The sequence below is a fragment of the Streptomyces sp. NPDC014861 genome, assembly GCF_043081625.1.
In the GTDB taxonomy this organism is placed as follows: domain Bacteria; phylum Actinomycetota; class Actinomycetes; order Streptomycetales; family Streptomycetaceae; genus Streptomyces.
On sequence record NZ_JBIBWV010000010.1, the window covers coordinates 197,697 to 221,420 of the forward strand.

Annotated in this window: 21 protein-coding genes, 3 pseudogenes and 1 CRISPR repeat array (1 of these 25 cut by a window edge); of the genes and pseudogenes, 17 read left to right on the forward strand and 7 right to left on the reverse strand. The window is 71.9% G+C overall.

Annotated features, from left to right (window positions below; genetic code table 11):
• Positions 1–6: 6 nt before the first annotated feature.
• The 4 genes from ACF1BN_RS21900 to ACF1BN_RS21915 are packed head-to-tail and all read left to right on the forward strand — an operon-like array spanning position 7 to position 8,295.
• Positions 7–1,560 (forward strand): TIGR02677 family protein, encoded by a 1,554-nt coding sequence (locus tag ACF1BN_RS21900; protein WP_392333253.1) that lies wholly within the window; start codon positions 7–9, stop codon positions 1,558–1,560.
• Positions 1,557–2,912 (forward strand): TIGR02678 family protein, encoded by a 1,356-nt coding sequence (locus tag ACF1BN_RS21905; protein WP_392333254.1) that lies wholly within the window; start codon positions 1,557–1,559, stop codon positions 2,910–2,912. Before ACF1BN_RS21900 ends, ACF1BN_RS21905 begins: the two co-directional genes overlap by 4 nt.
• Complete coding sequence (locus ACF1BN_RS21910) at positions 2,909–7,024, forward strand: TIGR02680 family protein (protein WP_392333255.1); 4,116 nt, start codon at positions 2,909–2,911, stop codon at positions 7,022–7,024. Before ACF1BN_RS21905 ends, ACF1BN_RS21910 begins: the two co-directional genes overlap by 4 nt.
• Positions 7,021–8,295 (forward strand): TIGR02679 family protein, encoded by a 1,275-nt coding sequence (locus ACF1BN_RS21915; RefSeq protein ID WP_392333256.1) that lies wholly within the window; start codon positions 7,021–7,023, stop codon positions 8,293–8,295. Before ACF1BN_RS21910 ends, ACF1BN_RS21915 begins: the two co-directional genes overlap by 4 nt.
• A 122-nt stretch (positions 8,296–8,417) precedes the next feature.
• On the opposite strand, the gene ACF1BN_RS21920 is transcribed toward ACF1BN_RS21915, so the two are convergent.
• Positions 8,418–9,185: a hypothetical protein gene (locus tag ACF1BN_RS21920; RefSeq protein WP_392333257.1), complete on the reverse strand. Its 768-nt coding sequence runs from the start codon at positions 9,183–9,185 to the stop codon at positions 8,418–8,420.
• A gap of 81 nt (positions 9,186–9,266) precedes the next feature.
• On the opposite strand from ACF1BN_RS21920, the pseudogene ACF1BN_RS21925 reads away from it, so the two are divergent.
• A pseudogene (locus tag ACF1BN_RS21925) lies at positions 9,267–9,393 on the forward strand (IS5/IS1182 family transposase); the annotation flags it as partial.
• A gap of 272 nt (positions 9,394–9,665) precedes the next feature.
• On the opposite strand, the gene ACF1BN_RS21930 reads toward ACF1BN_RS21925, so the two are convergent.
• Entirely contained in the window at positions 9,666–10,247 is a 582-nt protein-coding gene (locus ACF1BN_RS21930; RefSeq protein ID WP_392333258.1) for a GNAT family N-acetyltransferase, read from the reverse strand.
• A gap of 16 nt (positions 10,248–10,263) precedes the next feature.
• Positions 10,264–11,265: a hypothetical protein gene (locus ACF1BN_RS21935; RefSeq protein WP_392333259.1), complete on the reverse strand. Its 1,002-nt coding sequence runs from the start codon at positions 11,263–11,265 to the stop codon at positions 10,264–10,266.
• A 666-nt stretch (positions 11,266–11,931) separates the two neighbouring features.
• Between ACF1BN_RS21935 and ACF1BN_RS21940 the strand changes: the two genes are divergently transcribed.
• The 3 genes from ACF1BN_RS21940 to ACF1BN_RS21950 all read left to right on the forward strand — a co-directional run bounded on the left by ACF1BN_RS21940 (position 11,932) and on the right by ACF1BN_RS21950 (position 13,405).
• Positions 11,932–12,207: a hypothetical protein gene (locus tag ACF1BN_RS21940; protein WP_392333260.1), complete on the forward strand. Its 276-nt coding sequence runs from the start codon at positions 11,932–11,934 to the stop codon at positions 12,205–12,207.
• A gap of 141 nt (positions 12,208–12,348) precedes the next feature.
• A complete protein-coding gene (locus ACF1BN_RS21945) occupies positions 12,349–12,615 on the forward strand; it encodes a hypothetical protein (RefSeq protein WP_392333261.1) in 267 nt (88 codons plus the stop codon).
• A gap of 52 nt (positions 12,616–12,667) precedes the next feature.
• A complete protein-coding gene (locus ACF1BN_RS21950) occupies positions 12,668–13,405 on the forward strand; it encodes a hypothetical protein (RefSeq protein ID WP_392333262.1) in 738 nt (245 codons plus the stop codon).
• A gap of 134 nt (positions 13,406–13,539) precedes the next feature.
• On the opposite strand, the gene ACF1BN_RS21955 is transcribed toward ACF1BN_RS21950, so the two are convergent.
• The 3 genes and pseudogenes from ACF1BN_RS21955 to ACF1BN_RS21965 form a co-directional block, all read right to left on the reverse strand.
• Entirely contained in the window at positions 13,540–13,806 is a 267-nt protein-coding gene (locus ACF1BN_RS21955) for a DUF4235 domain-containing protein (protein ID WP_392333263.1), read from the reverse strand.
• On the reverse strand, positions 13,803–14,276 hold the full coding sequence (locus ACF1BN_RS21960) for a DUF3618 domain-containing protein (RefSeq protein WP_392333264.1): 474 nt from the start codon (positions 14,274–14,276) through the stop codon (positions 13,803–13,805). Before ACF1BN_RS21960 ends, ACF1BN_RS21955 begins: the two co-directional genes overlap by 4 nt.
• A pseudogene (locus tag ACF1BN_RS21965) lies at positions 14,273–14,829 on the reverse strand (phage holin family protein). Before ACF1BN_RS21965 ends, ACF1BN_RS21960 begins: the two are co-directional and overlap by 4 nt.
• A gap of 577 nt (positions 14,830–15,406) precedes the next feature.
• Between ACF1BN_RS21965 and ACF1BN_RS21970 the strand changes: the two are divergent.
• From ACF1BN_RS21970 to ACF1BN_RS21990, 5 genes are all read left to right on the forward strand, one after another.
• Positions 15,407–15,667 carry a hypothetical protein gene (locus ACF1BN_RS21970; RefSeq protein WP_392333265.1) on the forward strand — a complete coding sequence of 87 codons (261 nt, stop codon included), beginning with the start codon at positions 15,407–15,409 and terminating at the stop codon, positions 15,665–15,667.
• 142 nt (positions 15,668–15,809) lie between these two features.
• Positions 15,810–16,004: a hypothetical protein gene (locus ACF1BN_RS21975; RefSeq protein ID WP_388883953.1), complete on the forward strand. Its 195-nt coding sequence runs from the start codon at positions 15,810–15,812 to the stop codon at positions 16,002–16,004.
• A gap of 175 nt (positions 16,005–16,179) precedes the next feature.
• Complete coding sequence (locus ACF1BN_RS21980) at positions 16,180–16,440, forward strand: DUF6199 family natural product biosynthesis protein (protein ID WP_392333266.1); 261 nt, start codon at positions 16,180–16,182, stop codon at positions 16,438–16,440.
• 597 nt (positions 16,441–17,037) lie between these two features.
• Positions 17,038–17,991, forward strand: a complete 954-nt coding sequence (locus ACF1BN_RS21985) for a YihY/virulence factor BrkB family protein (RefSeq protein WP_392333267.1) — start codon at positions 17,038–17,040, stop codon at positions 17,989–17,991.
• An 87-nt stretch (positions 17,992–18,078) separates the two neighbouring features.
• Positions 18,079–18,924: a phosphatase PAP2 family protein gene (locus ACF1BN_RS21990; protein ID WP_392333268.1), complete on the forward strand. Its 846-nt coding sequence runs from the start codon at positions 18,079–18,081 to the stop codon at positions 18,922–18,924.
• A 278-nt stretch (positions 18,925–19,202) separates the two neighbouring features.
• Here the strand turns inward: ACF1BN_RS21990 and ACF1BN_RS21995 are convergent.
• Positions 19,203–19,400 (reverse strand): annotated as a pseudogene (locus ACF1BN_RS21995) (transposase family protein); the annotation flags it as partial.
• A gap of 430 nt (positions 19,401–19,830) precedes the next feature.
• Here ACF1BN_RS21995 and ACF1BN_RS22000 point away from each other — a divergent pair.
• From ACF1BN_RS22000 to ACF1BN_RS22015, 4 genes are all read left to right on the forward strand, one after another.
• On the forward strand, positions 19,831–20,433 hold the full coding sequence (locus ACF1BN_RS22000; protein ID WP_392333269.1) for a DUF6461 domain-containing protein: 603 nt from the start codon (positions 19,831–19,833) through the stop codon (positions 20,431–20,433).
• A 417-nt stretch (positions 20,434–20,850) separates the two neighbouring features.
• Positions 20,851–21,459 carry a Mu transposase C-terminal domain-containing protein gene (locus ACF1BN_RS22005; RefSeq protein ID WP_392333270.1) on the forward strand — a complete coding sequence of 203 codons (609 nt, stop codon included), beginning with the start codon at positions 20,851–20,853 and terminating at the stop codon, positions 21,457–21,459.
• On the forward strand, positions 21,456–21,764 hold the full coding sequence (locus ACF1BN_RS22010; RefSeq protein ID WP_392333271.1) for a hypothetical protein: 309 nt from the start codon (positions 21,456–21,458) through the stop codon (positions 21,762–21,764). Before ACF1BN_RS22005 ends, ACF1BN_RS22010 begins: the two co-directional genes overlap by 4 nt.
• A gap of 49 nt (positions 21,765–21,813) precedes the next feature.
• Positions 21,814–22,377, forward strand: coding sequence for a hypothetical protein (locus ACF1BN_RS22015; RefSeq protein ID WP_392333272.1), 564 nt, complete (start codon positions 21,814–21,816; stop codon positions 22,375–22,377).
• 1,098 nt (positions 22,378–23,475) lie between these two features.
• Positions 23,476–23,724: a CRISPR direct-repeat array (repeat unit 28 nt; unit sequence CTGCTCCCCGCACGCGCAGGGATGGCCC) (it continues 85 nt past the right edge of the window).

A 23,724-nucleotide genomic window follows, 5' to 3' on the forward strand; every position in this document is an offset into this window, starting at 1 on the left:
TCGGAGATGCGCAGGGTTCCACCGGACATGTTCCGGTTCACGACGGGGGAGAGGTCCGACCTGAACGGCGCCGTGCTGGAGGCCTTCGGCGTCGCCGGCGAGCACCTTGAGACGGCGCTCGGGCTCGACGGCGTCCGCGAACGCCTGCGCGCGGTGGGCTGGCTCGCCGACCTGGCGGACGAGGAACTCCACGACAGCCTGAAGCGGCTCGTCGAATGGGACCTCCTCGACGTGGTCCACAACCACGCCGAGAACTACCGCACGGCCGAGGAGTACGAGCGGCGCAACCTCCAGTACTCGCTGACCCGACGAGGCGAGGCCGCCCTCGCCGGGGTGCGCCACGCCCTGGAAGTGCTGGCCTCGACGGGTGCGCTCCAGACCGCGGTCCTCGAGGCGATCGCCGACCGACTTGACGAACTCAGCGTGCTGTCCGGCGAGAGCTCCGCCGCCGACCGCCGGATCTTCAGCACCCTGCGGGAACTGGAAGCCCACCTGGAGTCACTGGTGGAGAACACCAAGTCGTTCAACGGGCAGCTCCAGCGCCTTCTCCGCGCCGAGGGCGCGGACCTGGACGTCTTCCGCGAGGTCAAGTCCGCCACCGTCGCCTACCTCCAGGAGTTCCTCGTCGACCTCGACCGACGGGGCGAGTCCGTCACCGCGGCCGTGGCACGCGTGGAGGACCGGGGCATCGCCGCCCTGCGCGAACGGGCCCTGCGCGGCGCCGAACTGCCGCCGATGCCGGGAGCGGACCCCGGTGCCGCCTGGCTGGAGAGCCGGCGGGCCCGCTGGGCGGGCCTGCGGGCCTGGTTCCTGCCGGGCGACGGGGCACGCCCCCGCATCGAGCAGCTGCACGACATCGCCCGGCGGGCCATCGTCTCCCTCCTCCAGGTCCTCGAGCGGATCAACGAGTCCCGGCGCCGTTCCTCCAGCGCCGTACAGGACTTCCGCGAACTGGCACGCTGGTTCGCCGCCGCCCCCACCGAGGACGACCTGCACCGGCTGTGGTCGACCGCCTTCGGCCTCGGTCCCTCCCGCCATGCCCACCTCGCCCACCCCGACCCCGAGCTGATCCCCGCCTCCCGTTCCTGGGCCGAGACCCCGCCCGTGGAAGTGTCGGCCCTGCTGCGGACGAAGGGACGGACCGAGCGTTTCACCCGAACGGGCAAGGTGCGCGACGTGGCGGCCGTGCGGGCCGAACGAGCCGAGCGGGCCCGCGCGCAGCGGGCCGAACTGGCCCGCGCCTGGCAGGCCCTGGAGACAGAAGGACCCGTGCGGCTCTCCTCCTTCGGCACCCTCGACCCCGCCGTCCTGGAGCGCCTTCTCGACCTTCTCGGCCGGGGCCTGGCCGCCCGGCCGGACGCCATGGGACTGCGGCGTGCCACCACCGGCGACGGTCGTGTGGAGGTCGTCCTCTCCCCGCCGCCGGACGCGCGCACCGCCGTCCTGAGCACCGCGACGGGAACACTGACCGGCCCCGACTACATCGTCCACATCACGGCGGCCGGCGGAGCCGCCGCCTTCCCGCCCGCCCGTACCACCCCGCAGGAGGCGACAGGATGAGCACCCTCGCCAATCAGCTCGCGTCCGCCGAACGGGAGGAGGTCGCCCGGGCGATCCGCCTCCTCCTGGCCCGCCCCCTGCTCACCGCGTCCGCCGATCCCGCCGGCTTCGACCTCGTACGCCGCCGTCGAGATCCCCTCGCCCGGTGGTTCGACCACACGTGCGGTTGGAACCTGGCCGTGGAGCCCCGCCGCGGATACGCCCGCCTGACCAAGATCCGCGCGAACCCGGACGGCTCCCGCCCGGCGCGCAGGGCGCGCTCCGGCCGTGCGCCCTTCGACCGCCGGCGGTACGTCCTGCTGTGCGTCACCGCCGCCGAACTGCTCTCGATGCCGATGACGACCATCGGGATGCTCGCCGACCGCGTCGTCCAGGCCACCGCGGCCGACCGGGCGCTGCCCCGCTTCGATCCGGTCCAGCGGGCGGAACGGGTGGCCTTCGTCGACGTGCTGAAGCTGCTGGAGTCGTACGACGTGCTGCGTGCGGTGGACGGGACGACCGACGCGTACGCCGAGACCGCCGACGCGAAAGTGCTGTACCGCGTGGACGCCACACTGCTGATGCGGCTGCCGGCCGCGCCCGTCGGCGCCTCCCGGCTCGCCGTACCACCGGAGGAAGTGCCCACGCGGTTCGAGGAACTGCTCGCCGCGCTGGTGCGGGAGCGCCGGTACGGCGGATCGGCCGCCGCCACCGACAGCGAGACGGACTCCCGGACCGACGCCGAGACCGCCACCACCGACGCCCAGCGCAACCTCCGCCTGCGCCACTCGGTGCTGCGCCGGCTCTTCGACGACCCGGTTCTGTACCGGGACGACCTCACCGAGGACGAGCTCGCCTACATCACCTCCCTGACCGGCCGGCAGATCCTGCGCCGCTCGGTCGAACAGGCGGGATTCCTGCTGGAGGAACGCACCGAGGGGTTCCTGCTCGTCGACCCGGACGCCCTCGCCACGGACGTCCGCTTCCCCGACGACACCTCCTCCGCGCGCGTCGCCGCACTGCTCCTCCTCGAACCGCTCTGCGCCGCCCCGGCGGGGATGCTGCCCGAACAGCTGGCCGAGGCGGGAGCGGAGCTCCTGCGCCGCTTTCCCGGCTGGGCGAAGGCGTACCAGTCGGAGGACGGAGCGGGCCGGCTGGCCGCAGACGCCGTACGGGTCCTGCTCGACGCCGGTCTGGCGGGCCGCGCCGGCGACCGCGTCCTGGCGCGACCGGCCGCGCACCGCTACCGCCTCACGGAGGCCACCGGCCCGGCCCCGGCGCACGACACGGAGACCACGAGCCTCGCCCCGGAGCACGACGCGCAGGGCACCCCCGCTTCCGGCGGCGACGCCGCAGAAGGAGAACCGCAGTGACCGTGACCGACTTCCCCCTCCAGCGCCGATCCGAGGATCCCGCCGAGCCGGCGGTGACCAGTCCGGACGGGGGCTCCGGCCGCTGGCTGCCCCACCGAGCGGGCATCCTCAACGTCTGGCGCTACTACGACGAGACGTTCACCTTCCACCAGGGCCGCCTGCTGCTGCGCGGACAGAACGGCACCGGCAAGTCCAAGGCCCTGGAATTGCTGCTCCCGTTCCTCTTCGACGCCAGCCTGCGCCCCAACCGCCTCTCCACGTTCGGCGGCTCGGAGCGCACCATGCACTGGAACCTGATGGGCGCGGGAGCGTCCGGCAAGACCCGCGTGGGGTACGTGTGGATGGAGTTCCGCCGCGTCGGCGAGGACGGCGCGGAGCGGTGGTTCGGCTGCGGAGCCCGCCTGCAGGCGAGCGTGCACACCAGTACGGCACACGCCGACTACTTCACCACCCGCTCGCGGATCAACCACCCCGACGGCGTGCGGCTGGTCAACGAGGCGGAGCAGCCCCTGCCCAAGGCGGCGCTCACCGAGTCCCTGCGCGACCGCGGCGAGGTGCACCTCTCACCCGGGGACTACCGCTCCGCCGTGCGACGCGAGCTCTTCCCCGGCATGGGGGAGCAGCGATACGACTCCCTGTTGTCCGCCCTGCTCCAGCTCCGTCAGCCCAAACTCTCCGAACGGCTCGACCCGTCCCTCCTGTCCACCCTCCTCTCCCGCGCCCTGCCCCCGCTCGGGGAAGGGGAGATCGCCGAACTCGCCGAGGGTTTCGAGCGCCTGGACCGGCAGCGCGACCACCTCGACCGCCTCGACGCCGAGGTGACGGCCGCCGAGACCGTCGCCTCCCGGCAGCGGGCCTACGCGCGCCGGGTCCTGAGGGCCGGCGCCGCCAGGCTGATCTCCGCCACCACCGACATGGACGAGCTCACCCGGGCGGCCCGCGAAAGCGCCGCCGCCCTCGACGAAACGCTCGCCGAGCGCGCGGCGACCCACGCCCGCCGCGAAGAACTCGAACTGAAGGTGCACACCCTCGACGAGACCGTCGAAGGGCTCCGCGAGAGCGACGCGTACCGGCAGGGGGAGGAACTGGACCGGCTCCGCCACCGCGCCGGGCAGCTCGCCACCACCGCCCGGGAACGGCGCGCGACGGCCCGGTCCGCCGAGGCGGAGGCGGGGGAGCACCGGAAGCACGCCGACGAGGCCGCGAGGCACGCCCGTGCTCGCGGCGAACACGCCGGCGAAGCAGGGGCCGAAGCCCACCGCGCGGCGCGGGCGGCGGGCCTGGAGACCCTGCACCATGAGATGCGCGCCCTCCTGGATGCCGAGCCGGGTTCCCCTGGGACGGACGAGGGCGCGGACGCGCGCACGCCGGCCGAGGACGCCGCCCCCCGGGCCCGCCGCCTGCTCAGGGGCGCGGTCACCGCCCGCCGGGAGCAGGTCGCCCGTGTCACCGAGGCGATCGACGACCACGCCCGCGCCGTACGCGACCGCCGCGCCGCGGAGGAACACCTGGACGACGCGCGGACCCGCCTGGCGGAGGCGCGGGTCCACCGGGACGAGGCCGCGGGCGCCTGGGACGACGCCGTCACGGCGCAGGGCGAACGACTGCTCGCCTGGGCCGACGGCTGCGCGGAGCTGCGCCTCGGCGACGCCGACGAGCTGGTCGCCAGGGCGGCCGACGAGGCCGGCGTCAGGACGCTCGTCGACGCCGCCGCGCGTCCGCTCGATCAGGAGGTCGCCGCAGCGAGGGCAGAGGTTCGCACCGCGCGCCAGGCGCGGGGCGAGGAGCGTTCCGTGCTCGAGAAGCGCATGCGGGATCTCAGCCACGAGACCGACCTCCCGCCCTCCCCGCCGCCGACCCGCACGACCGTCCGGACGCCCATGGCGGGCGCACCGCTGTGGCGGCTGGTGACCTTCCGCGAGGGAGTCCCGCTCCCCGTACAGGCCGGTGTGGAAGCGGCCCTGGAGGCCTCGGGCCTCCTCGACGCCTGGGTCGGCGCCTCGGAAGGGATCACACTGCCCGGACACGACACGCGCGTCGAGGCAGCCCTCGCGACGCCCGTGCCGAGCTCGAGCCTCCTGGACGTGCTGAGGCCCGAGGAGGACATCCCGGTACCGGCAGACATCGTGACCCGGGTCCTCGGCGGCATCGCGTACGGCACGGTCCTGCCCGGGGGACACGCCGCCGCCGTCTCCGCGGACGGAGGCTGGCGACTCGCGCCCGCCACCGGCACGTGGGAGAAGCCGGAACCCGCCCACATCGGAACGGTCGCCCGGGAGCGGGCCCGGCAGCGCGGGATCGCCGAACTCGGCGACCGCCTCCGCGAGACGGACGCCGCGCTCGCCGCCCTCGACGACCGGCTGCGCGAGCTGGACGCCCGCACCGCCCGGCTCGAGGCCGACCTGGCGTCCCGGCCCGACCACCGGGAACTCGACGCCTGCCGCAGGGCATGGGACGGGGCCGAGCAGGGCGTGGCCGCCAGGGACGACGCCGTACGCTACGCGACCGGGCACCTCGCCCGACGTGAGACCGAGGTGACGACCGCCCTGCGGGCGCTGAGCCGCCGGGCCGCTGAGCACGGACTGCCCACCGACCGCGACCGGCTCACCGCCCTCCTCGAAGGCGTCGAGAGGTTCCGGGAGCTCGCCGACACCTGGGTGTACGCCCACCTCACGGCGGCGAGCGCCACCGAGCGCGCCGAGGAGACTGCGGCGCAGGCGGACCGGTCACGCTCCACCGCCGAGGAACGGGCCGAAGAGGCTGCCGTCGCCGAGACGGAGGCGGCCGGAACGGCGGCGCGCCTGGCAGCGGTGGAGGCGACCGTCGGCGAGGACTACCGCCAGATCGTCGCCCGCGTCGCGACCGCCCGCGCCGAACGCGACCGCTGCCGCACCGAAGCCCGCGAGGCCTCTGGGCTACTGGTGGACCTGGAAGGACGGATCGGAGAGCTCCGCGCCACCAGCGGCCAGGACGCCGAACGCCGGGAGGAGGCCGTCGCGCTCAGGGACGGCGCCGCACACCGCCTGCGGCACCTGTGCCTGATCGGTCTGGCCGAGGACGCCGGCGTCGCACCGGAACTCGACGCCGACGACGGCACCAAGGCCACCCTGGAGGCGGCCCGCGCCATCGCGGTCCGCTGGCCGGGCGTCCCGCACGCCGCGCACCACCTCGGCGACGCCGCGCACCGCCTTTCCGAGGCCGTCCACGGCGCCCGGGAGAAGCTCGGTGTCCGCGCGGACCTGGACCTGGAACCGGACGACGACATCCAGCTCTTCACCGCGACACTCGACGGCGTCCGCGTCGGGGCCACCGGCCTGCTCACCACCCTCACGCAGGAACGCGACCGCAGCCGCGACGACATCAGCACCGCCGAGCGCCGTCTCTTCGACCAGATCCTCACCGGCGACATCCGCCGCCACCTCGCGGCCCGCATCCGGCGTGCCGGCGACCTCGTCGACCGCATGAACGGGCACCTGGAGAGCGTCCGCACCGCTTCCAAGGTGGCCGTGCAACTCGTCTGGGACGTCCGACCCGATCTCCCCGACAGCACACGCACCGCCCGCCAGCTCCTCCTGAAGGACCCGGGGCGCGTCACCGAGTCCGACCGGGAGGCCCTGCACGCCTTCTTCCGCGCCCGCATCGAGGAGGCCAAGGGCAGTGACACGGCCACGAGCTGGGAGGAGCACCTCGGCGAGGTGCTCGACTACACCGCCTGGCACCGCTTCACGGTCCGCCTCGACCGGGCCGACGGAACGGACTGGCAGCCGCTGACCAAGAAGCTGCACGGCGCGCTCTCCGGTGGAGAGAAGGCCATCGCCCTGCACCTCCCCCTGTTCGCCGCCGTCGCCGCCCACTACGAGGACGTGCCCCTGGCACCTCGCCCGATCCTCCTCGACGAGGTCTTCGTCGGCGTCGACACCGTCAACCGCGGGCAGGTCTTCGCGCTCCTCACCGCACTCGACCTGGACCTCATGATCACCTCCGACCACGAGTGGGCCACCTACACCGAGCTGCCCGGCATCGCCGTCCACCAGCTCCTCACCGACGGCGACGACGACGCCGTCACCAGTGCCCGCTTCGTCTGGAACGGCACCGGCATGGAGGAAGGATGACCCCGCGCGAGCAGCGGCCGTACCCGGCCGGCTCCACGCTCCACAACCCCGACCTCCGAGGCGTCTGGCACACCCTGCACACCCGTCTCTCGACCGGCCGCCCCGTCACCCGCGTACGCCTCGGCCCCCTCGACGACCCCCAGCGCGAAGCCCTGGCCGACCTCCTCGGCCTCGACCGGCTCCCGGACCCCCGGCCCTCCATCCCCTTGGCCCGCCTCGAAGAGGCCGTCACAGAGCTGTCGGGCCGTACGGTACGCGAGCTGCTCACCGAACTGGTCGGCCCGCTCGGCGACACGGCGGGCGACCGTCGCCGCAGGAACGACGCACGCGCCGACCTCTGGGCCTGGCTCGCCGGGCATCCCACGGTACGCGCCCAGCCGGCACTCATCGACTGGACCGCAGCCTGCCAGTCCTCCGGCCTGATGGGCGGCTCGGTGGAACGCACCCGCGCACTGCTCACCGACGCGCTGAACGTGCTCGCGGACATCCCCTGCCAGGCCGAACCCCTCCCGGTCTTCGCCGCCCGCGTCCTGAACGGCCACGCCCACGCGCTCGACGACGGCACGCCCCTCTCCACACTCGTTCTCCGCGCCCTGGCCACTCTCTACGGCACCGACCCGCCCCAGTCCGCGGCCGAGCGACGCGCCCTCTGGACCCGCGCGGGCGTCGCCGACGACGAACTCTCCGCCACCGTCCTCACCGCCGGACTCCGACCGGCCGGAGACGGCCTGCTCGCCCGCCTCACGAGCGCCTGCACGGAAGCCGGCCACGCCACCAGCCTGACCCTGGCACACGTGCGTACTCCGGGCGCCTTCAACCTCCCCCGGCCCTTCGCCGTGCATGTGACGGAGAACCCCAGCATCCTCGCCCTCGCCCTCCGCCGCTTCGGCCCCGACTGCCCGCCGCTCGTCTGCACCTCCGGCTGGCCCAACAGCGCCGCCGTCCAGTTGCTGCGCCTGCTCGCGGAGCACGGAGCCGAACTGCGCTACCACGGCGACTTCGACGGCGAGGGCATCCGCATCGCCGCCTACGTCATGGCGAAGACACCGGCCCGCCCCTGGCGCATGTCGGCTGCCGACTACCGGACGGCGCTCACCCACAGCCCGAACGGACCCGACGCGGGCCGCGTCACCCCGGCACCCTGGGACGACGACCTGACCCGCGCCCTGGCCGACCACGGCACCGCGGTGGTCGAAGAACTGGTCGCCGACACCCTGCTCAAGGACCTGGCCGCACAGTCCACAACCCTGGGGACACAGGACGTCCGCTGAGCGAGGCGCCGCGCCTGCCGTCGGGGGAGGATGGGCGGTTCGCCCTGTTCGGCGAACACGTAGGGACCGCCAGGGGACTGTCCCCCGACGGCGCACGTCTCCGCACGGCAGCGTTCGCAGACCTACTTGCACGGGGCTGCGGGAGCGACCCGCTTCCGTTCAGTAGGCACAGCGGACTTCAGCTCCGCGACCAGCGCGGATGTGCCCTTCCCCATCAGCCTGGCCTGGACGCCGCCGTCCGAGACGTGGTCGTCGGCCTTCGCGTCTGCCTGGGCCGGCGTGCGCACCGCCCCTTCGAACTCCCCCTGACCGATGGTCGCGGAGTCGAACGGAATGACAGCGCCGCTGCCGAGACCGCCCCACTGGGCGGGAGTGACGCCATCTCCTTCGCTGCACCGCGCCTCTTCCCAGATGATGGCCATGACGTAGCTGTGGCCCATCTCGATGCGCGGGGCACCGTGTGACGCCATTTTGGTCTTCCTGCCCGTATCACCGTTCTTGAAGCTCCAGCCCCAGGCGAGCCAGTCGAAACTCTTGGGGGTGGGCTGAGCTGCCTTCGGGCTCGACCAAAGGGTTGCGTCGACGCGGAGCTCGAGCTCGCGGAGGACGACCCCCTCGCCTCGCTCGCGGTCCTCGGCGCTGATGCTCTGGTCTCTCTCCGCCGTGGGAGTCACGACGACCACGTGGTCCGCGTAGGTGACCCAGTCGGTCACGCTCTGATTCGGGTACGAGTCGCTGGCGCTCGCGAACGATATCTCGCGATCGGAGGCCGAGTCATTGCGTACTGAGAAGACCACGATCAGTCCCGCGGTCACCGCGAGCGCGGCGCAAAGAACCGCAAATTGCAGACGATGCTTCACGTTATTACCTCGGATCTCATTCTCGACCATCCGCTCTGGGTGCGATGGCGCGGCGGCCGCCCGCACGAGTACCAGGCCGCGTGAGGCGGCCGCGGCCACGGGGTCGGCTAGCGCACGATGTCCTGGCTCACGGGCTATCGCCGGCTCAACCACCGCTACGAACGCATCCCCGCCACTACCTGGCTTCCTCGGCTCGCCGCCATTGCCGCTACAGCGACTCGTCCGCCTCACCACGTAGGACAGACAGGGACGCGCGCACCCGCACCCGGGAGCGCGTGCCCTACCGTGCTTTCGCGGCCGGCAGGCCCGCCGTGAACACAAAGGATTCAGGTGAATCGGCCTCTGTGTCCGCTGCCGGAGGCGGACTCACAGGTACGGGCACAGCGGGAACCCTCCGTGCCCGCCCTGCCGCGCCCTCGCCGTGGCCACCGGACCAAGACGAAGGGCACGCCTCTGGCGTCGAGGGAGTGTGATGAAGGCGCCTCGGTCGGCACAACCGAGGAACCCGCGTCAGCGGGGCCCGGCCTCCGGGCGGAGGAGCATCGGGTCGTAGACCGGCGACTCCTCGGCGTGCTTGATCGTCCGGGGGAGGACCTCGTACCCCCAGCGCGGGTAGGCGTCCCTGGCCGGCTGGTTGTCCCAGATGCACGTGAGCGTCGTCCAGGACTCCGCGCGTCCGGCGAGCACCTCGTCGTGGAGGGCCCGCCCGATGCCCTGGTTCGTGCGGTCGGGGAGGACCATCAGCTCCCGGAGCCAGAAGACGTCGCCGGCCTCCGCGGCCTTCCTCGCCTCGGCCGGGATGATGTCCTGGATGGTGCCCCACCACGGACGGTCTGTGGTGAGGGTGACGCCGTGGACGTACCCGGCCAAAGTTCCGTCCTCGAGGTGACCGGTGACGACCTCGAAGCCCGGCATCTCGAAGGCGGCCGTGAGCCGGGAGCGGAACGTCTCGACGGAGAAGAACGGGTCACCGATGTACGGCGGTACGTCGTAGACCTTCGCGTAGACGTCGGTCAGCTCGTCCATGATGTCCGGCGCGTCGCGGCCGTTGCGGTGTGTGAAGGTGAGCGTGGGCGTGGTGCGGCCGGGCACGGGTGGACTCCTCGGGTCAGGCGATGTGGTGGTCGAGCAGGTCGAACGTCTCGCGCAGGGGCGGGCTGGTCTTGTGCCCGCCGAGGTTGTCGCGGACGACGGCAAGCTGCCGGCGGGTGCGGGCCGAGGACTGGCCGCCCTCGATGAGGCGCAGGGACTCCAGGGCGGCGTCAGTGGTGCGGTCGTAGTCGCGATCGGAGACGGCGGCCCTCGCGAGGCGGGCCAGGCACATGCCACGGTTGCGGGAGTGCTCGATGGCCTGGAGGGAGGCAGAGCGGTCCAGGAGACGGATTGCCCGCTTGTGCTGCCCGAGGTCGGCCCGGGCCATCCCCTCCAAGCAGGTCAACTCCGCCTCGTTCAGGAAGGTCGTCCACTCCGGATCCCGGTCCGTGGGGCCCTGGTCGAAAGAGCTCCACGCGCGCTTCACGCTGACGGAGGCGCTCAGCTCGTCGCCGGCACTGGCGTACCCCTGGGCGGCCCGGATGTGCAGGAGCGCGCTGACGCGGGGCGGGGCGCCCCACTTCTTGGAGTACTGCTCGGCGGTCTTGGCGAAGCGGACGGCCTCTCTCGGCTTGTTCAGGTCGATGCACTGGCGGGACATGTTGGACAGGGTCCGCGTCGCCAGGGGGTGGTCGCCGGTGAGCATGGCTGCGTTGAGGGCTTCCGAAAAATAGACGCGCGCTTCGGTCTGCTCGTCCGCGTCGTAGCAGAACCACGCGACGCTGGTGGTGAGTTGCCCGGCGATGGCGTGGAGGCGCCGGCCGATCTCCTCGGCGTAGACGCCGTGGTCTATCACGTAGTGGATGTAGCTCAGGTGCAACTTGGCGCTGCGCCACAGCCGGTCCCCGCCCCATCTCTGGTCGATCGCGTCCAGGTCGGCGGCGGTTGCCTGGAGCACGGCGATCTCCTCCTCCCCGATGCGCAGGTCGGAGGCGCCCGTGCGGCTGGGCGTGGAGGCGTTGAGCCAGGGCAGGCCGATAGCGGCGACCCCGGCACCGAGAGCGGTGCGGCGTTTCACAGGGGGGATGATGACGGGCGGATCGGAGGGGATGTCAACCGGCGTGCCGTACAGCGGCTGGAACCCCAAGGACTCCGGACCCCGCCCGAAAGCGGCTCGAATCGCGGTCGCCTGGTCCGGTCGGGGCCACCCGGGACTCGCGGATTCCCACCGTCGGAAGGTACGCACGGACACCTCGTAGTGAGGGTCGCCCAGGGCCTCCCTTCCCGCGTTGCTGACGCCTTTCGCGGCGCTCTCCTGGGAGAACCACCCCCTCGCGACACGGGCGGCGAACAGCGCCTCGTTTGCCGGAGTTCTCATCGGCGACCCCCTGAATTCTGCTCTTGAGCTCACGGTAGGGCGTAACGGCCGACGAGGGTTGTCCGTGGCGCGAATCACTCCCTCCGCGCCTCGTCGCGGCCGTTCAATGGCCGCTGAATGGCCGCTCGGTGACCTCGTCGGCCGCTCCGTGCGGAGAGACATTGGTGTCTCTCCGGCCGACCTGTCACCCCGAACGTCTGGGGCCAGGCCGTGGCCGACCTGACGAATGCTGCGGAGACACCCATGAGCCAGCCGGTGAGCCCCACCCGCCGCCCCCAGGGGACGACGGATGCGGGAGGACCGACGGTGCCCGAGAGGCCGGCGCCAGCCTCTCGGGACGTGATGGCGCGCGACTGCGCCACGGCCTTGACCTTTTCGGAGTACGGAATCCCGCCCGGCCCGACCTCCGACCAGCTCCGCGCGCGTCTGCGCAGCTACATCCAGGACCACCTGGCCGAACCGGGCCGGGAGTACGCTGCCTCCCTGACGGACGAGCGAGCCAGGGAGATCGCGCAGAACACCGTCGAGCACGCGCTGAGCGTCGCCGCCGACCGGGGCGGCAGCGCGCGCACGAACCTCCGCCTGTTGGGGAAGGCCGCGTGCGTGCTCATGCGGTACACGGCCGGCCGAAGCGAGCAGTGAGCGCCCCCGCCGCCGTGGTCCATGCCGGTCGGTCCGTCACGAGGCCCCGCACCTGAGGAGCAGCAACCGCACCTGGCCTCTCGCGTCTTCGCCTTCGCCGACCGGCGCCTGGACCCCACGGGGGTGCCCATGGCCCGGGTCATGGCGCGCCAGGGATCCCCGGACCGGTCCAAGCCCGGCTCGGACGTGCTCGCCGCCGGACGGTGCGCCATGGCGCATGCCGGCCTGGACGGGGTGCACGCGCACATGGACCAGCAGCCCCAAGCCGGCGAGCTGCGGAGCGGCACGACCGCGTCGCGCCACTCGATCCCGGCGGCCCGGCTCGACCTCCCCCAGACCTCCTGGCCGAGGTCCGTCCCCACGACGGCCGCCGGTCCGCCCCTCGATCCGCCCGGCCGACGGCGATGAAAAATGGACCACGCCCCTCGACGCCCGCAGCGGTGTACTCACCGACGCGAGCGTGACGATCACGGCCACCGAGCCGATGGTGCTGCAGGTCGACGAAGGCGACCGAGGCATCGAGGCCTTCCTCACCTTCGGGCCGGACGGCCGCCCCGGGGCAGCCCTCCAGGTCACCGACGCCGACTACGGATCGATCGGCACCGACGTGGCCGTCTCCGACGGACGGCTCTTCGCGTTCACCAACGGCGGCGAGTCGGGATTCCTCGCAGCCTTCGACCTGACGACCGGCCATGAACTCTGGAGGGAAGGCCTCGACGGCAGCCCCTTCTCCGCAGACCGGGGACTGCACGCCGAGGCCGGCCAGGTCATGTTCGTGAACAACTCCCGCCACGGGGACAGCCTGTACGTCTTCGACGCTGCCACCGGCGACGAAAAGGAACACCGCGACTTCCGCGACGACACGGAAGAAGTCGACGACCTGCTTTCCGTACGAGGACCGGATCATCGCCGTCCGCTCCGGCAGCTACAACGAGCCCTTCACCGGCTACGAACGCTGGTGACGGGCGCCGCGATGAGCGACACCGGACGACAGCGGGTCAGGAGGACGGCTCCCCGCGCCTGCGGGGTCGGCCCCGGCGGCCGCCGGTACCCGCCGAGGCCGAATGCCTGCCCCTCGCGTCTGCGGGTGATGCCGAGGGATGCTTCGTCGGTGGGCATGTCGAGGAGTTCGTGCACCTCACGGGCTCGGAACACCTGGTCTGGGTGCTGGTTGAAGGTGTTCACGATCGCCTCGTAGGTGGTGTTCGTCTCGGATGGATCGGTGTCGCTTCCAGCCGGCGCGAGTTCGGCGAAGATTTTCGCGGTGGTGGCCATGTCCGCCCGTCGGGCTTCGGTCTCGACCCCGAGGAAGACCGCGGACTTGACGTCCACTCAGGCCGGCCAGGTACCCGTCAGCCGGCGGGTCGCAATGGCTCCGGAGCGGTCCACGGCTGCCCTGACCACCGCGAATATCGCGCCCTGGACGGCCGCGGCCAGCAGGATCTCCGTCCAGTCCCGGCCCTCGTCCTTGGGGTCGGGGGCGTCGTCCTCGTCGGCTATGGCCTTCCACGCACGCTTGAAGGCGGCGCTGGCGAGGAGACCGCCGCCGAGACCGAGCGCCATGCCGATCGGCTTGTACACCATCCCGACGCGCTTCATCGCCGCCTCCGGTTGCCCAGCAGCAACAGCAGCGCGGCGACCGCAACGGCGGCGGCGACGAGGACCGCTCCCCGGTGGTCGCGCGCCGCCGCGGCGGCATGCTCCGTCCCGTCGCGCACCGTCTTCGGGGCCTTCGCCTCGATCTCCGCCGCCTTCTCGCGAAGCTGGTCGCCGACGAGCGCGGCGCGAACGGCCGCCTGCTCCTTGACCTCGGCGGCATGCTCCTTGAGGACGGCGGCCTTGTCCTTGGCCTGCTCGGTGACCTCGACGGCCTTCACCTTCGCGTGGCCCTTCGCCTCGGCAACCTTTTCCTTGACCTCGGCCGCCTTCTCCTTCGCCTGGGCCTTGACGTCGGCCTTGGCCGCCAGCTCCTCCACGGTCCTGCCGAGTTCCTCACGGGTGTGCTCGATACGCACGCGCAACTCCTCAGGGGTCGGAGCCGAGCCCTCGCCCTCGCTCTGATGACTCATCGGTGTGCCTTCTCCTTGATCTCGGCCACATCGGCCTTGACGTTCTCGACGGTCTGTTCCGGCACCGGGGGGACGCCCCGCGCGATCTGCTTCCGCCCCGCGATGCCCATCACCGCCGCCACCGCACCCAGTACAGCGCCGACGACCAGCGCGGACGCCCACACGGCAGGGCCAGAGCGAGTGCCGCCATGCCTGCCGCGACCAGCGCCTGGAGAGCCAGGATGCCGACCAGGCCCGCCCCGCCGAGAAGGCCGCCACCCCGGCCCAACCGCCTGCCCCTCTGCGTCAGCTCCGCTCTGCCCAGCTGCATCTCCTCCCGGACCAACTCGGAGATCTGCCCGGACGCGCGCGTCACCAGGTCGCCCATCGAGTCGCCGCTGCCCGGCTGCCGTTCGACGGCGCTCATGGCACCGTCTCCTTCCCTCCACGAACCTCTCCGTACGGTCAGACCCCTCGGCCGCGCCGCGAGGGTGCTCCGCGACCCTTCGCGAGACACCCTCCCGGTCGCCCACGGGAGCCTTGGCGCGCGTCTACCCAGCCCTCTGACGCTCATCCCCCTTCCCTCCGGACCCGCAGGGGAGCCGGGCGCCCGCCGGCTCCGGAGACCTCCGCGCGGTCACCCGTCCGGCACAGCCCCGGGGAAGCGCTCGATCTCCTCGTACGGCACGACGACGACACGCTCGCCACCACGCCGGTCACTCCTTCACCGGCCGCGACGAAGAGGCCGTCACACCGTTCACCGGCCGGATCCGGGCCGACCACCTCGTCGACCCCGGCCGCGTCGAGGAGGCCCTGGCCCTCGGGGTGCGCGCGGGCCCCTTCGCCACCGCTCCTGCCGACGACGCACCTGTGACCCGACGGGCCACCCTCCCGGAGCCCTGACCGGGTACGACTGGTGTCCGCCCGTCATCAGACGGCCGGGCCGGGCTGCCTCGCGGTGGACTTCCCCGCGCCCTGACCTCCCGTCCACACCCCGTTTCTGCGGGCGCGGTGCTCCCGCCGTCCCCGCCCACGAGGTCGAACCTCCCGAGCCCTCCGCCGCCCACGCCCCAGATCCCGCCCGGCATCGCTTCCGCGAGCGCCTGCCGGCAGTCCTGTTTCGCGCCCGCGACCGGGGGCATCCGGCGGCCATGGACACCTCAACGCATACCGCGGACGCGGTGAAAACCCGAGGCGAGGAGCAGCACCTCGTTCTCGCGGCTGACACGAACGGAGACGGCAAGCCCGACATCTGGATGACGGACACCACCGGCGACGGCACTGCCGACCTCTACCAGTTCGACACCACGGGCGACGGGCGGGTCGACGTGAGCGTCGTCGACCTCGCGGACGAGCCCGGCGCCGACCGCCTGGTCGTCGAGGGGGATGCCGGCCATCCCCCACAGGAATGACCCCTTCCGTCCCCACGCCCACGAACCGCTGCCCCGCCCCCTGCCGCGGGGGAGCAGGAATGCCGGCCACCCGGATCCGCGCTCCGCGTAACCCCTCATGCGTCTGGGGAGCGGCGGCCTTCCCCTCACAAGGAGTTCTTCCATGCTCGGTATCGCCGCCGCGGTGTTGTTCTTCCTCGCCTTCGTGCTCAACGCCGCGGACATCGCCACCAACGACGTCTTCTCCTCGACCAACATCACGCTCCTCGGGCTGACCGCCCTGGCTCTCCACCTCGCGGGCATCGGTGGTGACCGGTCCGGTCACGCCTCCAGACGCCGGCCCTGGTCCCGCCGTTGACGCCCGGGAACAGTCCCTGTCGGTGCCGGCCGACCCGCTCACGGGTCGGCCGGCCGCCGGCGACGGGGTTCACGAGGGAGAGCTGTCCGATGTCGTGCACCGACAGGGACACCCCTCGGACCCGACTCCCACGGTCGGCCCTACTTCGACGGATCGTCAGAAAGCGCGGAGCCGTATGAACCCCGATACCCCGACCCACACCGCTTCGGCCACCCACGATGCCGTGCTGGTCCCGCTGCTGTGCCTGTTCCTGGTCATGGGCCTCGTCCAGGTCGTACACCCCCGACTGCTCTGGAGAATGAACGCCCGCCTGCTGAAGGGCTGGGTGAGGAATCCTGACGCCACCGAGCCCACCAGCAAGGGCTATGCCCTGCAACGGGTGTCCGGGGTCGGCTTCCTCGCCGTGGCCACCTGGATGCTGATCCAGGTCCTGTGATCGACTCTGGCATCCCTTCTCGGCCACAGACCGGCTCGTGCTCCATCACCGCCCGGCCCGCGATGACGAAACCCGGCCCAACCGGTCCGAAGCGGCGGTCCACCGCGCCATGAGCGTGGCCTGCCGTCTCGCCGGCGAGACCACGGTTCCCTGGCGTGACGCTCTCCCGGGCGCGGAACGCGTGGCCGGTGGCGAGCGAGGCGTGGCCGAACAGGTGCTCCTCGGCCTACTGCCCGGTCATGAACATCCGCGCGATGACGTGACAGCCGTAGGCATCCTCCAGGGCGACGAGGTCCGCGGCGATCCCGGCGGCGGGCGCGGGAGGCGGAAGCACCCTTCGCGCGGCCCGCGCCCGGGAGCTCGACGGCGAGACCCTGCCCGACGGTGCCAGGCTGACCGCCGCCGTCGAGCCGGCCACCCTGCGCGTCCGGCTGCCCCGGCAGCCCGCGGCCACCCCGCCCCCGGACGCGGACGCCCCGACGCCCGTGCCACGGCGGGCCGGAGCCGCCATGGGGCCGCGCGCCGACGCGCGGGCGGCCGCCCCCTCCGGACCCCTCGCACCGCAGACCGCTGAACCACCACACAGTCAGGAAACCGATGGGAACCGCGACCCGGGTACCGCAGCGACGCGACGTGCGGGGCGATGAGCTGTCCGGCGACGAAGCGTGGGCCGCGCTACGCCGCTACGGCGGCTGGCGGCTGGCCCGGGACTCCTTCGTACGCTTCCGCTACGCGGACGGCTTCAGCCACTCCCGAGCCCTCGCCCTCCAGACCGTCCTGTCCCTCGTGCCCCTGGCCATCGCCGCGATCGGCCTGTCCGGCGTGTTGCACACCGAGGGCATCGGCCGCGTCGCCGAGCTGACGATCAGCCGGCTCGCCAGCGGACCGAGCCAGGAGATGGTCGACGAGGCGCTGGCCCACAGCCGGCGGCACGCTGGCGACGGCGGCCAGACCGCGCTGTGGCTGGGCCTGCTGTTCTCGGTCACGAACGTCACGACCGGCCTGTGTCAGGTCGAGCGCGGAGCCAACCGCATCTACGGCAACGAACGCGACCGGCCGTTCCTGCACAAGTACTTCCGTGGCCTGGTCATGGCCGTCCTGGCCGGCCTCCCGCTGGGGCTGAGCTTCGTCCTCATCGTGCTCGGCGCCGACCTGACCCACGCCTTCGCGGAGGTCTACGGCCTCGACCCGGCCACCACCCGGGCCTGGGGCCTGCTGCGCGTGCCGGTCGGCATCCTGCTGGCCGTGCTGGCCACCAGCGCGATCTTCCGCCTCTCGCCGCGCCGCGACCAGCCCGGCTACACCTGGCTCGCCTTCGGAGCCGTCGTGCACCTGCTGCTCTGGCTGACCGCGACCTGGGCTCTGAGCCTGTACGTCGGCGCGAGCAGCTCCTTCACCAGCGTGTACGGGCCGCTGAGCGCCGTCATGTCGCTGCTGCTGTGGTCCTACCTCACCTCGCTGGCCCTCTTCCTCGGCCTCTCCTTCGCGGCCCAGCTGGAAGCCGTGCGCGCAGGCACGAGGGAGCCCGTCAGCCAGGACCCGGGCGTCTGACCCATGTCCCGCCGTTCCCGCCCCGGACCCCGCCCCCGCCCCCGCCCCCGTCTCAGGCTCCGACCGCGAAGGGAGGCTGCGCCCTCCATGGCACAGCACATCATCCGGGCCCTCCTGTCCCGCCGAGCCGGGCCCGACGCGGCCTTCGGCCGGAGAATGGTGCTGACGGTGACGGCCACGGCCGTGGCGGCGGTGCCCTTCGCCCTCGCCCTCGTGCTCGTCGAGTCCGGGTGGGCGCCGCTGCACCGGCTCGACCGGGAGGCCGCGGAGGGGCTGCACCGGGCCGTCCTCGCCCACCCGGTGCTGGTACACCTCCTGGAGTTCCTCACCGGTGTCGTGTGGGACCCGGTGACGATGCGCCTGCTGGTGGCGGCCGTGGTGGTCTGGCTCCTGACCCGCCGGGCCTGGCGGCTGGCGGCCTGGGCCGGCGTCACGGCCACGGCCGGCGGGCTGATCGGCCTGCTGGTCAAGAACGTCGTGGAACGGGCGCGTCCGCACCTGCCGGACCCGGTGTCCCACGCGCCCGGCTTCTCCTTCCCGTCCGGACATGCCATGACGGCCACCACTTCCTGCGCCGTCCTGCTGCTCGTCCTGCTTCCGCTGGTCCCCCCGTCCCGGCGGCTCCTGGCCTGGAGCCTGGCGGTGATCAGCGTGGTCGGCGTCGGCTTCACCCGCGTCGCCCTCGGCGTGCACTGGGTCAGCGACGTGGTCGGGGGCTGGCTGCTCGGGCTGGCCGTGGTCACGGCGACCGCCCTCGTCTTCGAGGCGTGGCGGGCCGACATCGGCCTGCGGCGCACCGACCTCGCGGAGGAGGGCCTGGAACCCGAACTCCGCTCCACCTCCCCCGAACCCGCCCTCGACCTGCGCGACGGCCCCGACGACGGGACCGCCGGTCGTTCCGGCGCGACCCCCGACGCAGCACGCCACCGATGACCGGAGAGACCGTGGCCGAAGCCGGCGCGGCCGCGCGGTCTGAACCGCGCCCCGCGAGGGTGCTGCACGACCGCCTGATCGGCGAACCGGCGTCCGCGCCCGCACTGAAGGCCGCTGGCCGTCCGGTCAGGGGGCTGCCGCGGCCGTCGACGCGGCGACCGCGGGGGGCCGTTCCGGAGGATGAGAGGGGCCTCTTCCTGCCCGCGAGGGATCTGACCGCCGGGCAGAACCACGTCCACCTCGCGGAGGACCATGGTGCCGAGACCTCCCGCCGGACGGTCTCCACGATCACGGACGAAGTCATGGACGGCACGGCCGGGTGCCCAGCTGGCCAGGACGCCCAGGGTCTCGTCGACGTACCGCCAGGCGGTGACCCGCGATATCCCGAAGCCGGCTCCGAGCTGTGAGAACGTCTCGTTCTTCCGCAGGTGCACCAGCGTGAGACCCGTATGGCGCCCTCGTCGCCCGCGCTCACGATCTGGCCGGGGTTTTCGACGGGCTTGTCGTGGACGATGAATCCCGAATCCACGAAGAGAGCCTGACCGTCGGGGCCGGGCAGCTCGCGGGTGGGGCGTGGCCGCCGATGACGGCCGACCGACTCGTACAGGGCAGGTTGGGACCCTACGGCGCGGCCAGGGCTACACCCTGCGCATCACCGCAGTCCCAAGCCTTCCCGCTGTCGTGGTCCAGCCCGTGGCCACGACGAGCCGGACGCGCCTGGCCGCGGCGCTCGCCGCCCTGGTCCTCGTACTCGCCCGGCCGCCCGCTGCTCCCCGCTCGCGCGGGGATGGCCCCGAAACCCCGCGCCGGATCCTGGACGACCTCCGCTGCTCCCCGCACGCGCGGGGATGACCCTCGACGACCGGGCACCGCCCGATGTCAGACAGAGGGGCAAGGATAGGCTGCATGACGAAGACCGGAGCGGACTACGCATGGTTCGAGGACGACTTTCCAGACATCGCCGAGGCGTACTGCTTCACCCTGGTGCGCGATCTGTCGCCCACTGAGCTGACGTCCCGGCTCGAAGCACGACCGGAGGCATTCCTGCAGGGCATATCCGCGGTTGTCGACGCCACCTTCGCCCAGTACGACCTGGAGCAGGACCGGCAGCTGGTCGCCATGACGACGGTGGGTACCTGGACCCTGCTGATCGAGCCCAACGGCTACCTCGGGGTCACCGAAGAACAAGCGCTGCCAGCCTCCGCCGGAACGAGCTGGGTCTCCCACTTCACCAACATCAACGCCGTCGGCACCTTCCACTGGGCAGAAGACCAGGTGCTACGACTGTGCTTCGACCCCATGTTCCCGGAGGACCGCTGGGGCGCTGAGCCCGACGAACTCCTCGATGTCATGCGAAGGATCGGATTCCATCTCGAGGTGGAGGACCCGGAACCGGACTTCTCCCCGCAGGCGGCGTTCGCCCTGGCAGAACACCTGACCGGCGTCGCCGTCACCCCGGCACTGCTCCGGGACACGACGTTCACCTGCGCCACCGTACGGATCCGCTGACCGCTCCCCCCGAGCCCAGCACGATTTCAGCGAAGCCCCGTTGTCAGAAGTCGCCCCTATCGTGCGGGCACCGCGGGCAGCGTCTCTCGAGCCGCCGGACAAGCGCTGCTCTTCGTCATCGACAGAGCCCTGTGGGGATTGACCCGCGTCTGGTGACGCGGGCCGTGGACAGCGGCGTCACTGCTCCCCGCTCCTGCAGGGGTGGCCTCGCCCTCGACCCCGAGGCCAAGCAGTCCGTCCTGCTCCCCGCACGCGCGGGGATAACCCCCTCTCCTCGGCGCGATCGTCGCCGGAGTCATCCCTCTCCCACCCCGCTACGGGACGTGCCTGCGGCGGATCTATGGACGTTCACTCTGAAAGGACGCCGGCACCCGCACGCTGACGACCCGTGGCATCCGTTTCAGGAAACGCGACTATGTGGGGCCGTGGATGACAGGCCAGGCCGGCCTGCAGGTCCGCGTCCGTTTCATGCCCCACCGCGACCACCGCATCGAGGTCTACGACGCCACCACCGGCCGCTATCTCGGTCCTGCGGACCTGGCCGACCAGGCCATCGCCGAGCAGGTCAGCGCCGTACGGCGGGCCCGAGCCGCCCGCGCCCGCCACCTGAAGAAGGACCTCGAAGCTTCCCAGCGGGAACGCTACGCCGCCACGAGCCAGGCCGGGCCCCCGCAGCGGCTCGGTGTGCTGACCGGTGCGCAGGCCGATGCCGAACTCGCCCAGGCCACCGACACACATGTGTCGGATCTGGCGCTGCCGGACGTCGTCCCGCCCGCCGCGCCGCCGGCCGACTGGCATACCCCGGCCTCCCTTGCCGCGCGCACCCGTCCTGCCTGGACCGGCGCAGCGCCGCCCGCTCCCCACGACACGCCTGCCGACGGCCCGCCCGCCCCATCGGCCGCCGCACCGCCCCACTCCGCCAGACGCGTCGCGGGTCCGCCCGACAAGGCCGATACCGCCGCCGCCCACGTCCCGGCCGGGCACACCACGCATCCCCCCACCGAGGAAGACGGAGTTGTCTCATGACGGACACCACCTACCAGTACGTCGGTCTCCCGGACGCCTGCGTGGTCACCACCCGCGCCCTGCTCACCGCCTGGGAGAGCATCACCGACACCGTCGCGGCCCGCGCCATGATGTGTATCCACGGCGGCGCCGGCTTCGGCAAGACCCTCGCCGTCAACACGTGCCTGCGCGCACTCGAGCCCGCTGAGGACGTCCGCAAGATCACCTTCCGCTGCACGCTGATCCAGACCGGCACCGGTTCCTGCCGCTACCAGACCACCCAAGAATCCCTCTTCCCCACTGCGGACCAGGGAGTCTCCTTCTAGTCTTGTGGTCTGCTGAGCCGAGTAGAACCGTATGGATGATCATTGGGACGTGAGTACTGATTATGGGGTGGTCCTCGAGGACTCCGAGAGGGACCAGTGGCGTTATGCCCCATTCCAGACCATTGGGCCATTGGGCTTTGGAATGAGTCGGGAGGACGCCGTCGCCGCCATGGCAGGGCAGGGCTTCACTGCGAAGCAGCACAACATGGGGAGCTGGCACCTGACGGGCCGCACGGAATGGCGAGTTGCGTTCTTCAAGCCGCAGCCGGCCTGGAGTCGGCCAGCAGTGAAGTGCTACTTCGTCGAAGGCGCTGGACTGACGTGCGTGCTGGTGGATGGACGGCTCGGTCCACAGGTCACTCACGAGGGGATCCGTCTGATCGGCCGGGTTCCGTCGGAGCTTCTGGAGGACATGGAGTCCTACGCGGACCGGCACGACATGGGGCTCCGGTCGACCGGAGGCGGCGAGCTGGTCGTCGATGGCTTCGAGATTGAGCTGGGCGCACAGCGGGCCGGCGACACTGTGGTGACCTGGGCACTCTTCTGCAATCCGAGAGAGATCGCGGGCACCTCATGGGACGTTGCCCCCGCGGAAGTCTGGCACCACTGGTAGTACGCCTGACCGCAAGCCCAACCTGGCTCGTGCCGCCAACAACGCGGAGGGCTGGCCCCGCAGGGTCCAGCCCTCCGCCATGACAGGGGCAAGGCCCTGGCCGCGACTTGTCAGGGAGGCGACCCGGGCCCGCGACAACCAAGTTGTCGACACCCCAGCCCCGATCCCGGCGGACACTCCCCCCGGCCTCGCCCGGTCACCCGATCAGTGGCTCCCGATCCCGCCGAAGTGGCTTCCAGACTCACCGAAGAACACCGGCCTCGGGCGAGTACACCCCCGCCACGAACGGCTTACACCCGGCTCTGGTTCACACCGAAGCAGCGGCTCTCATATGACCCGACAAAATCAGGGTGCGGGTGCTGAAGTCGGGTTTTGGCGGTGGTGCTGTGTCGGTTCTTCGGTCGCTCAGGTCGCTGCTGTCGGTGGTCGTGGTGAGTGGGGGAGCGGTCATTGTGGTCGCTCACCACGGAACTCACCATGCCCGGGATCGCTCACCACGGGACTCACCACGGTGCTCCACCATGGGTGACGCCGCCTGGGGGTGTTTTGTCTGTTTCGGTGGAAGTTGCTAGGGAGCGGGCCGGCAGCGTGGAGAATTGCGGGTCAGGAAGTCTGCTCCCCGCGCCTGGGGATGGACCCGACAAGCTGCAGCGCCTGGCCACGCAGCGGGACTGCTCCCCGCACGTGGGGGGATGGCCCGCTTTCCGGCGGCCGCCGGGGCGGGTCCGTCCTCTGCTCCCCGCGCGCGCGGGGAGGGTCCCCATTCCAGGTCGCCGTCGTACGTACCCGCCGACGGCTCCCCGCGCCCGCGGGGAGGACGCGTCCGCCAGCTGTCTCCGTTTTCTGTTTTTTTGCGGCCGGGGGATGTCGGTGCTGCGGTCGGGGGTGTGGTGAGTGGGGGAGAGGTCGTCATGGTCGCTCGTCACCGAGTTCGGCGGTACTCACCACCGTGCTTACCAACGAGCTCACCATGCCCGGGGCTGCTCACCACGGGGCTCACCATGGGTGGTTCTCCGGACCCCTGGGGTCGTTTTGTCAGTTTCGGTGAAAGTTGCTCGGGAGCGTGTAGTCGTCGGGTAGAACTGCAGGTCAGGAAGGCTGCTCCCCGCACGCGCAGGGATGGCCCCAAGGCTTCGATGCTGGTAGCCGGAATGACCCACTGCTCCCCGCACGCGCAGGGATGGCCCCTTTCAACACAACTTGTAGTTGAGTTACAACTCCTGCTCCCCGCACGCGCAGGGATGGCCCTCCTCCTGCGGGCAGCGACACCCGGGTGGACGTCTGCTCCCCGCACGCGCAGGGATGGCCCCCGCCCCGGGCAGCGGCACCACAGTGGCGGCGGCTGCT

Excerpts from the sequence above, each read along its gene's own strand:
- ACF1BN_RS21900 (WP_392333253.1), top strand. The coding sequence starts at position 7 with ATGCGCAGGGTTCCACCGGACATGTTCCGGTTCACGACGGGGGAGAGG.
- ACF1BN_RS21945 (WP_392333261.1), top strand. The coding sequence starts at position 12,349 with ATGGCGCGCCAGGGATCCCCGGACCGGTCCAAGCCCGGCTCGGACGTG.
- ACF1BN_RS21960 (WP_392333264.1), bottom strand. The coding sequence starts at position 14,276 with ATGAGTCATCAGAGCGAGGGCGAGGGCTCGGCTCCGACCCCTGAGGAG.
- ACF1BN_RS21985 (WP_392333267.1), top strand. The coding sequence starts at position 17,038 with ATGGGAACCGCGACCCGGGTACCGCAGCGACGCGACGTGCGGGGCGAT.
- ACF1BN_RS21905 (WP_392333254.1), top strand. The coding sequence starts at position 1,557 with ATGAGCACCCTCGCCAATCAGCTCGCGTCCGCCGAACGGGAGGAGGTC.
- ACF1BN_RS21990 (WP_392333268.1), top strand. The coding sequence starts at position 18,079 with ATGGCACAGCACATCATCCGGGCCCTCCTGTCCCGCCGAGCCGGGCCC.
- ACF1BN_RS21980 (WP_392333266.1), top strand. The coding sequence starts at position 16,180 with ATGAACCCCGATACCCCGACCCACACCGCTTCGGCCACCCACGATGCC.
- ACF1BN_RS21955 (WP_392333263.1), bottom strand. The coding sequence starts at position 13,806 with ATGAAGCGCGTCGGGATGGTGTACAAGCCGATCGGCATGGCGCTCGGT.
- ACF1BN_RS22000 (WP_392333269.1), top strand. The coding sequence starts at position 19,831 with ATGACGAAGACCGGAGCGGACTACGCATGGTTCGAGGACGACTTTCCA.
- ACF1BN_RS22010 (WP_392333271.1), top strand. The coding sequence starts at position 21,456 with ATGACGGACACCACCTACCAGTACGTCGGTCTCCCGGACGCCTGCGTG.
- ACF1BN_RS21920 (WP_392333257.1), bottom strand. The coding sequence starts at position 9,185 with ATGGTCGAGAATGAGATCCGAGGTAATAACGTGAAGCATCGTCTGCAA.
- ACF1BN_RS21915 (WP_392333256.1), top strand. The coding sequence starts at position 7,021 with ATGACCCCGCGCGAGCAGCGGCCGTACCCGGCCGGCTCCACGCTCCAC.
- ACF1BN_RS21975 (WP_388883953.1), top strand. The coding sequence starts at position 15,810 with ATGCTCGGTATCGCCGCCGCGGTGTTGTTCTTCCTCGCCTTCGTGCTC.
- ACF1BN_RS21970 (WP_392333265.1), top strand. The coding sequence starts at position 15,407 with ATGGACACCTCAACGCATACCGCGGACGCGGTGAAAACCCGAGGCGAG.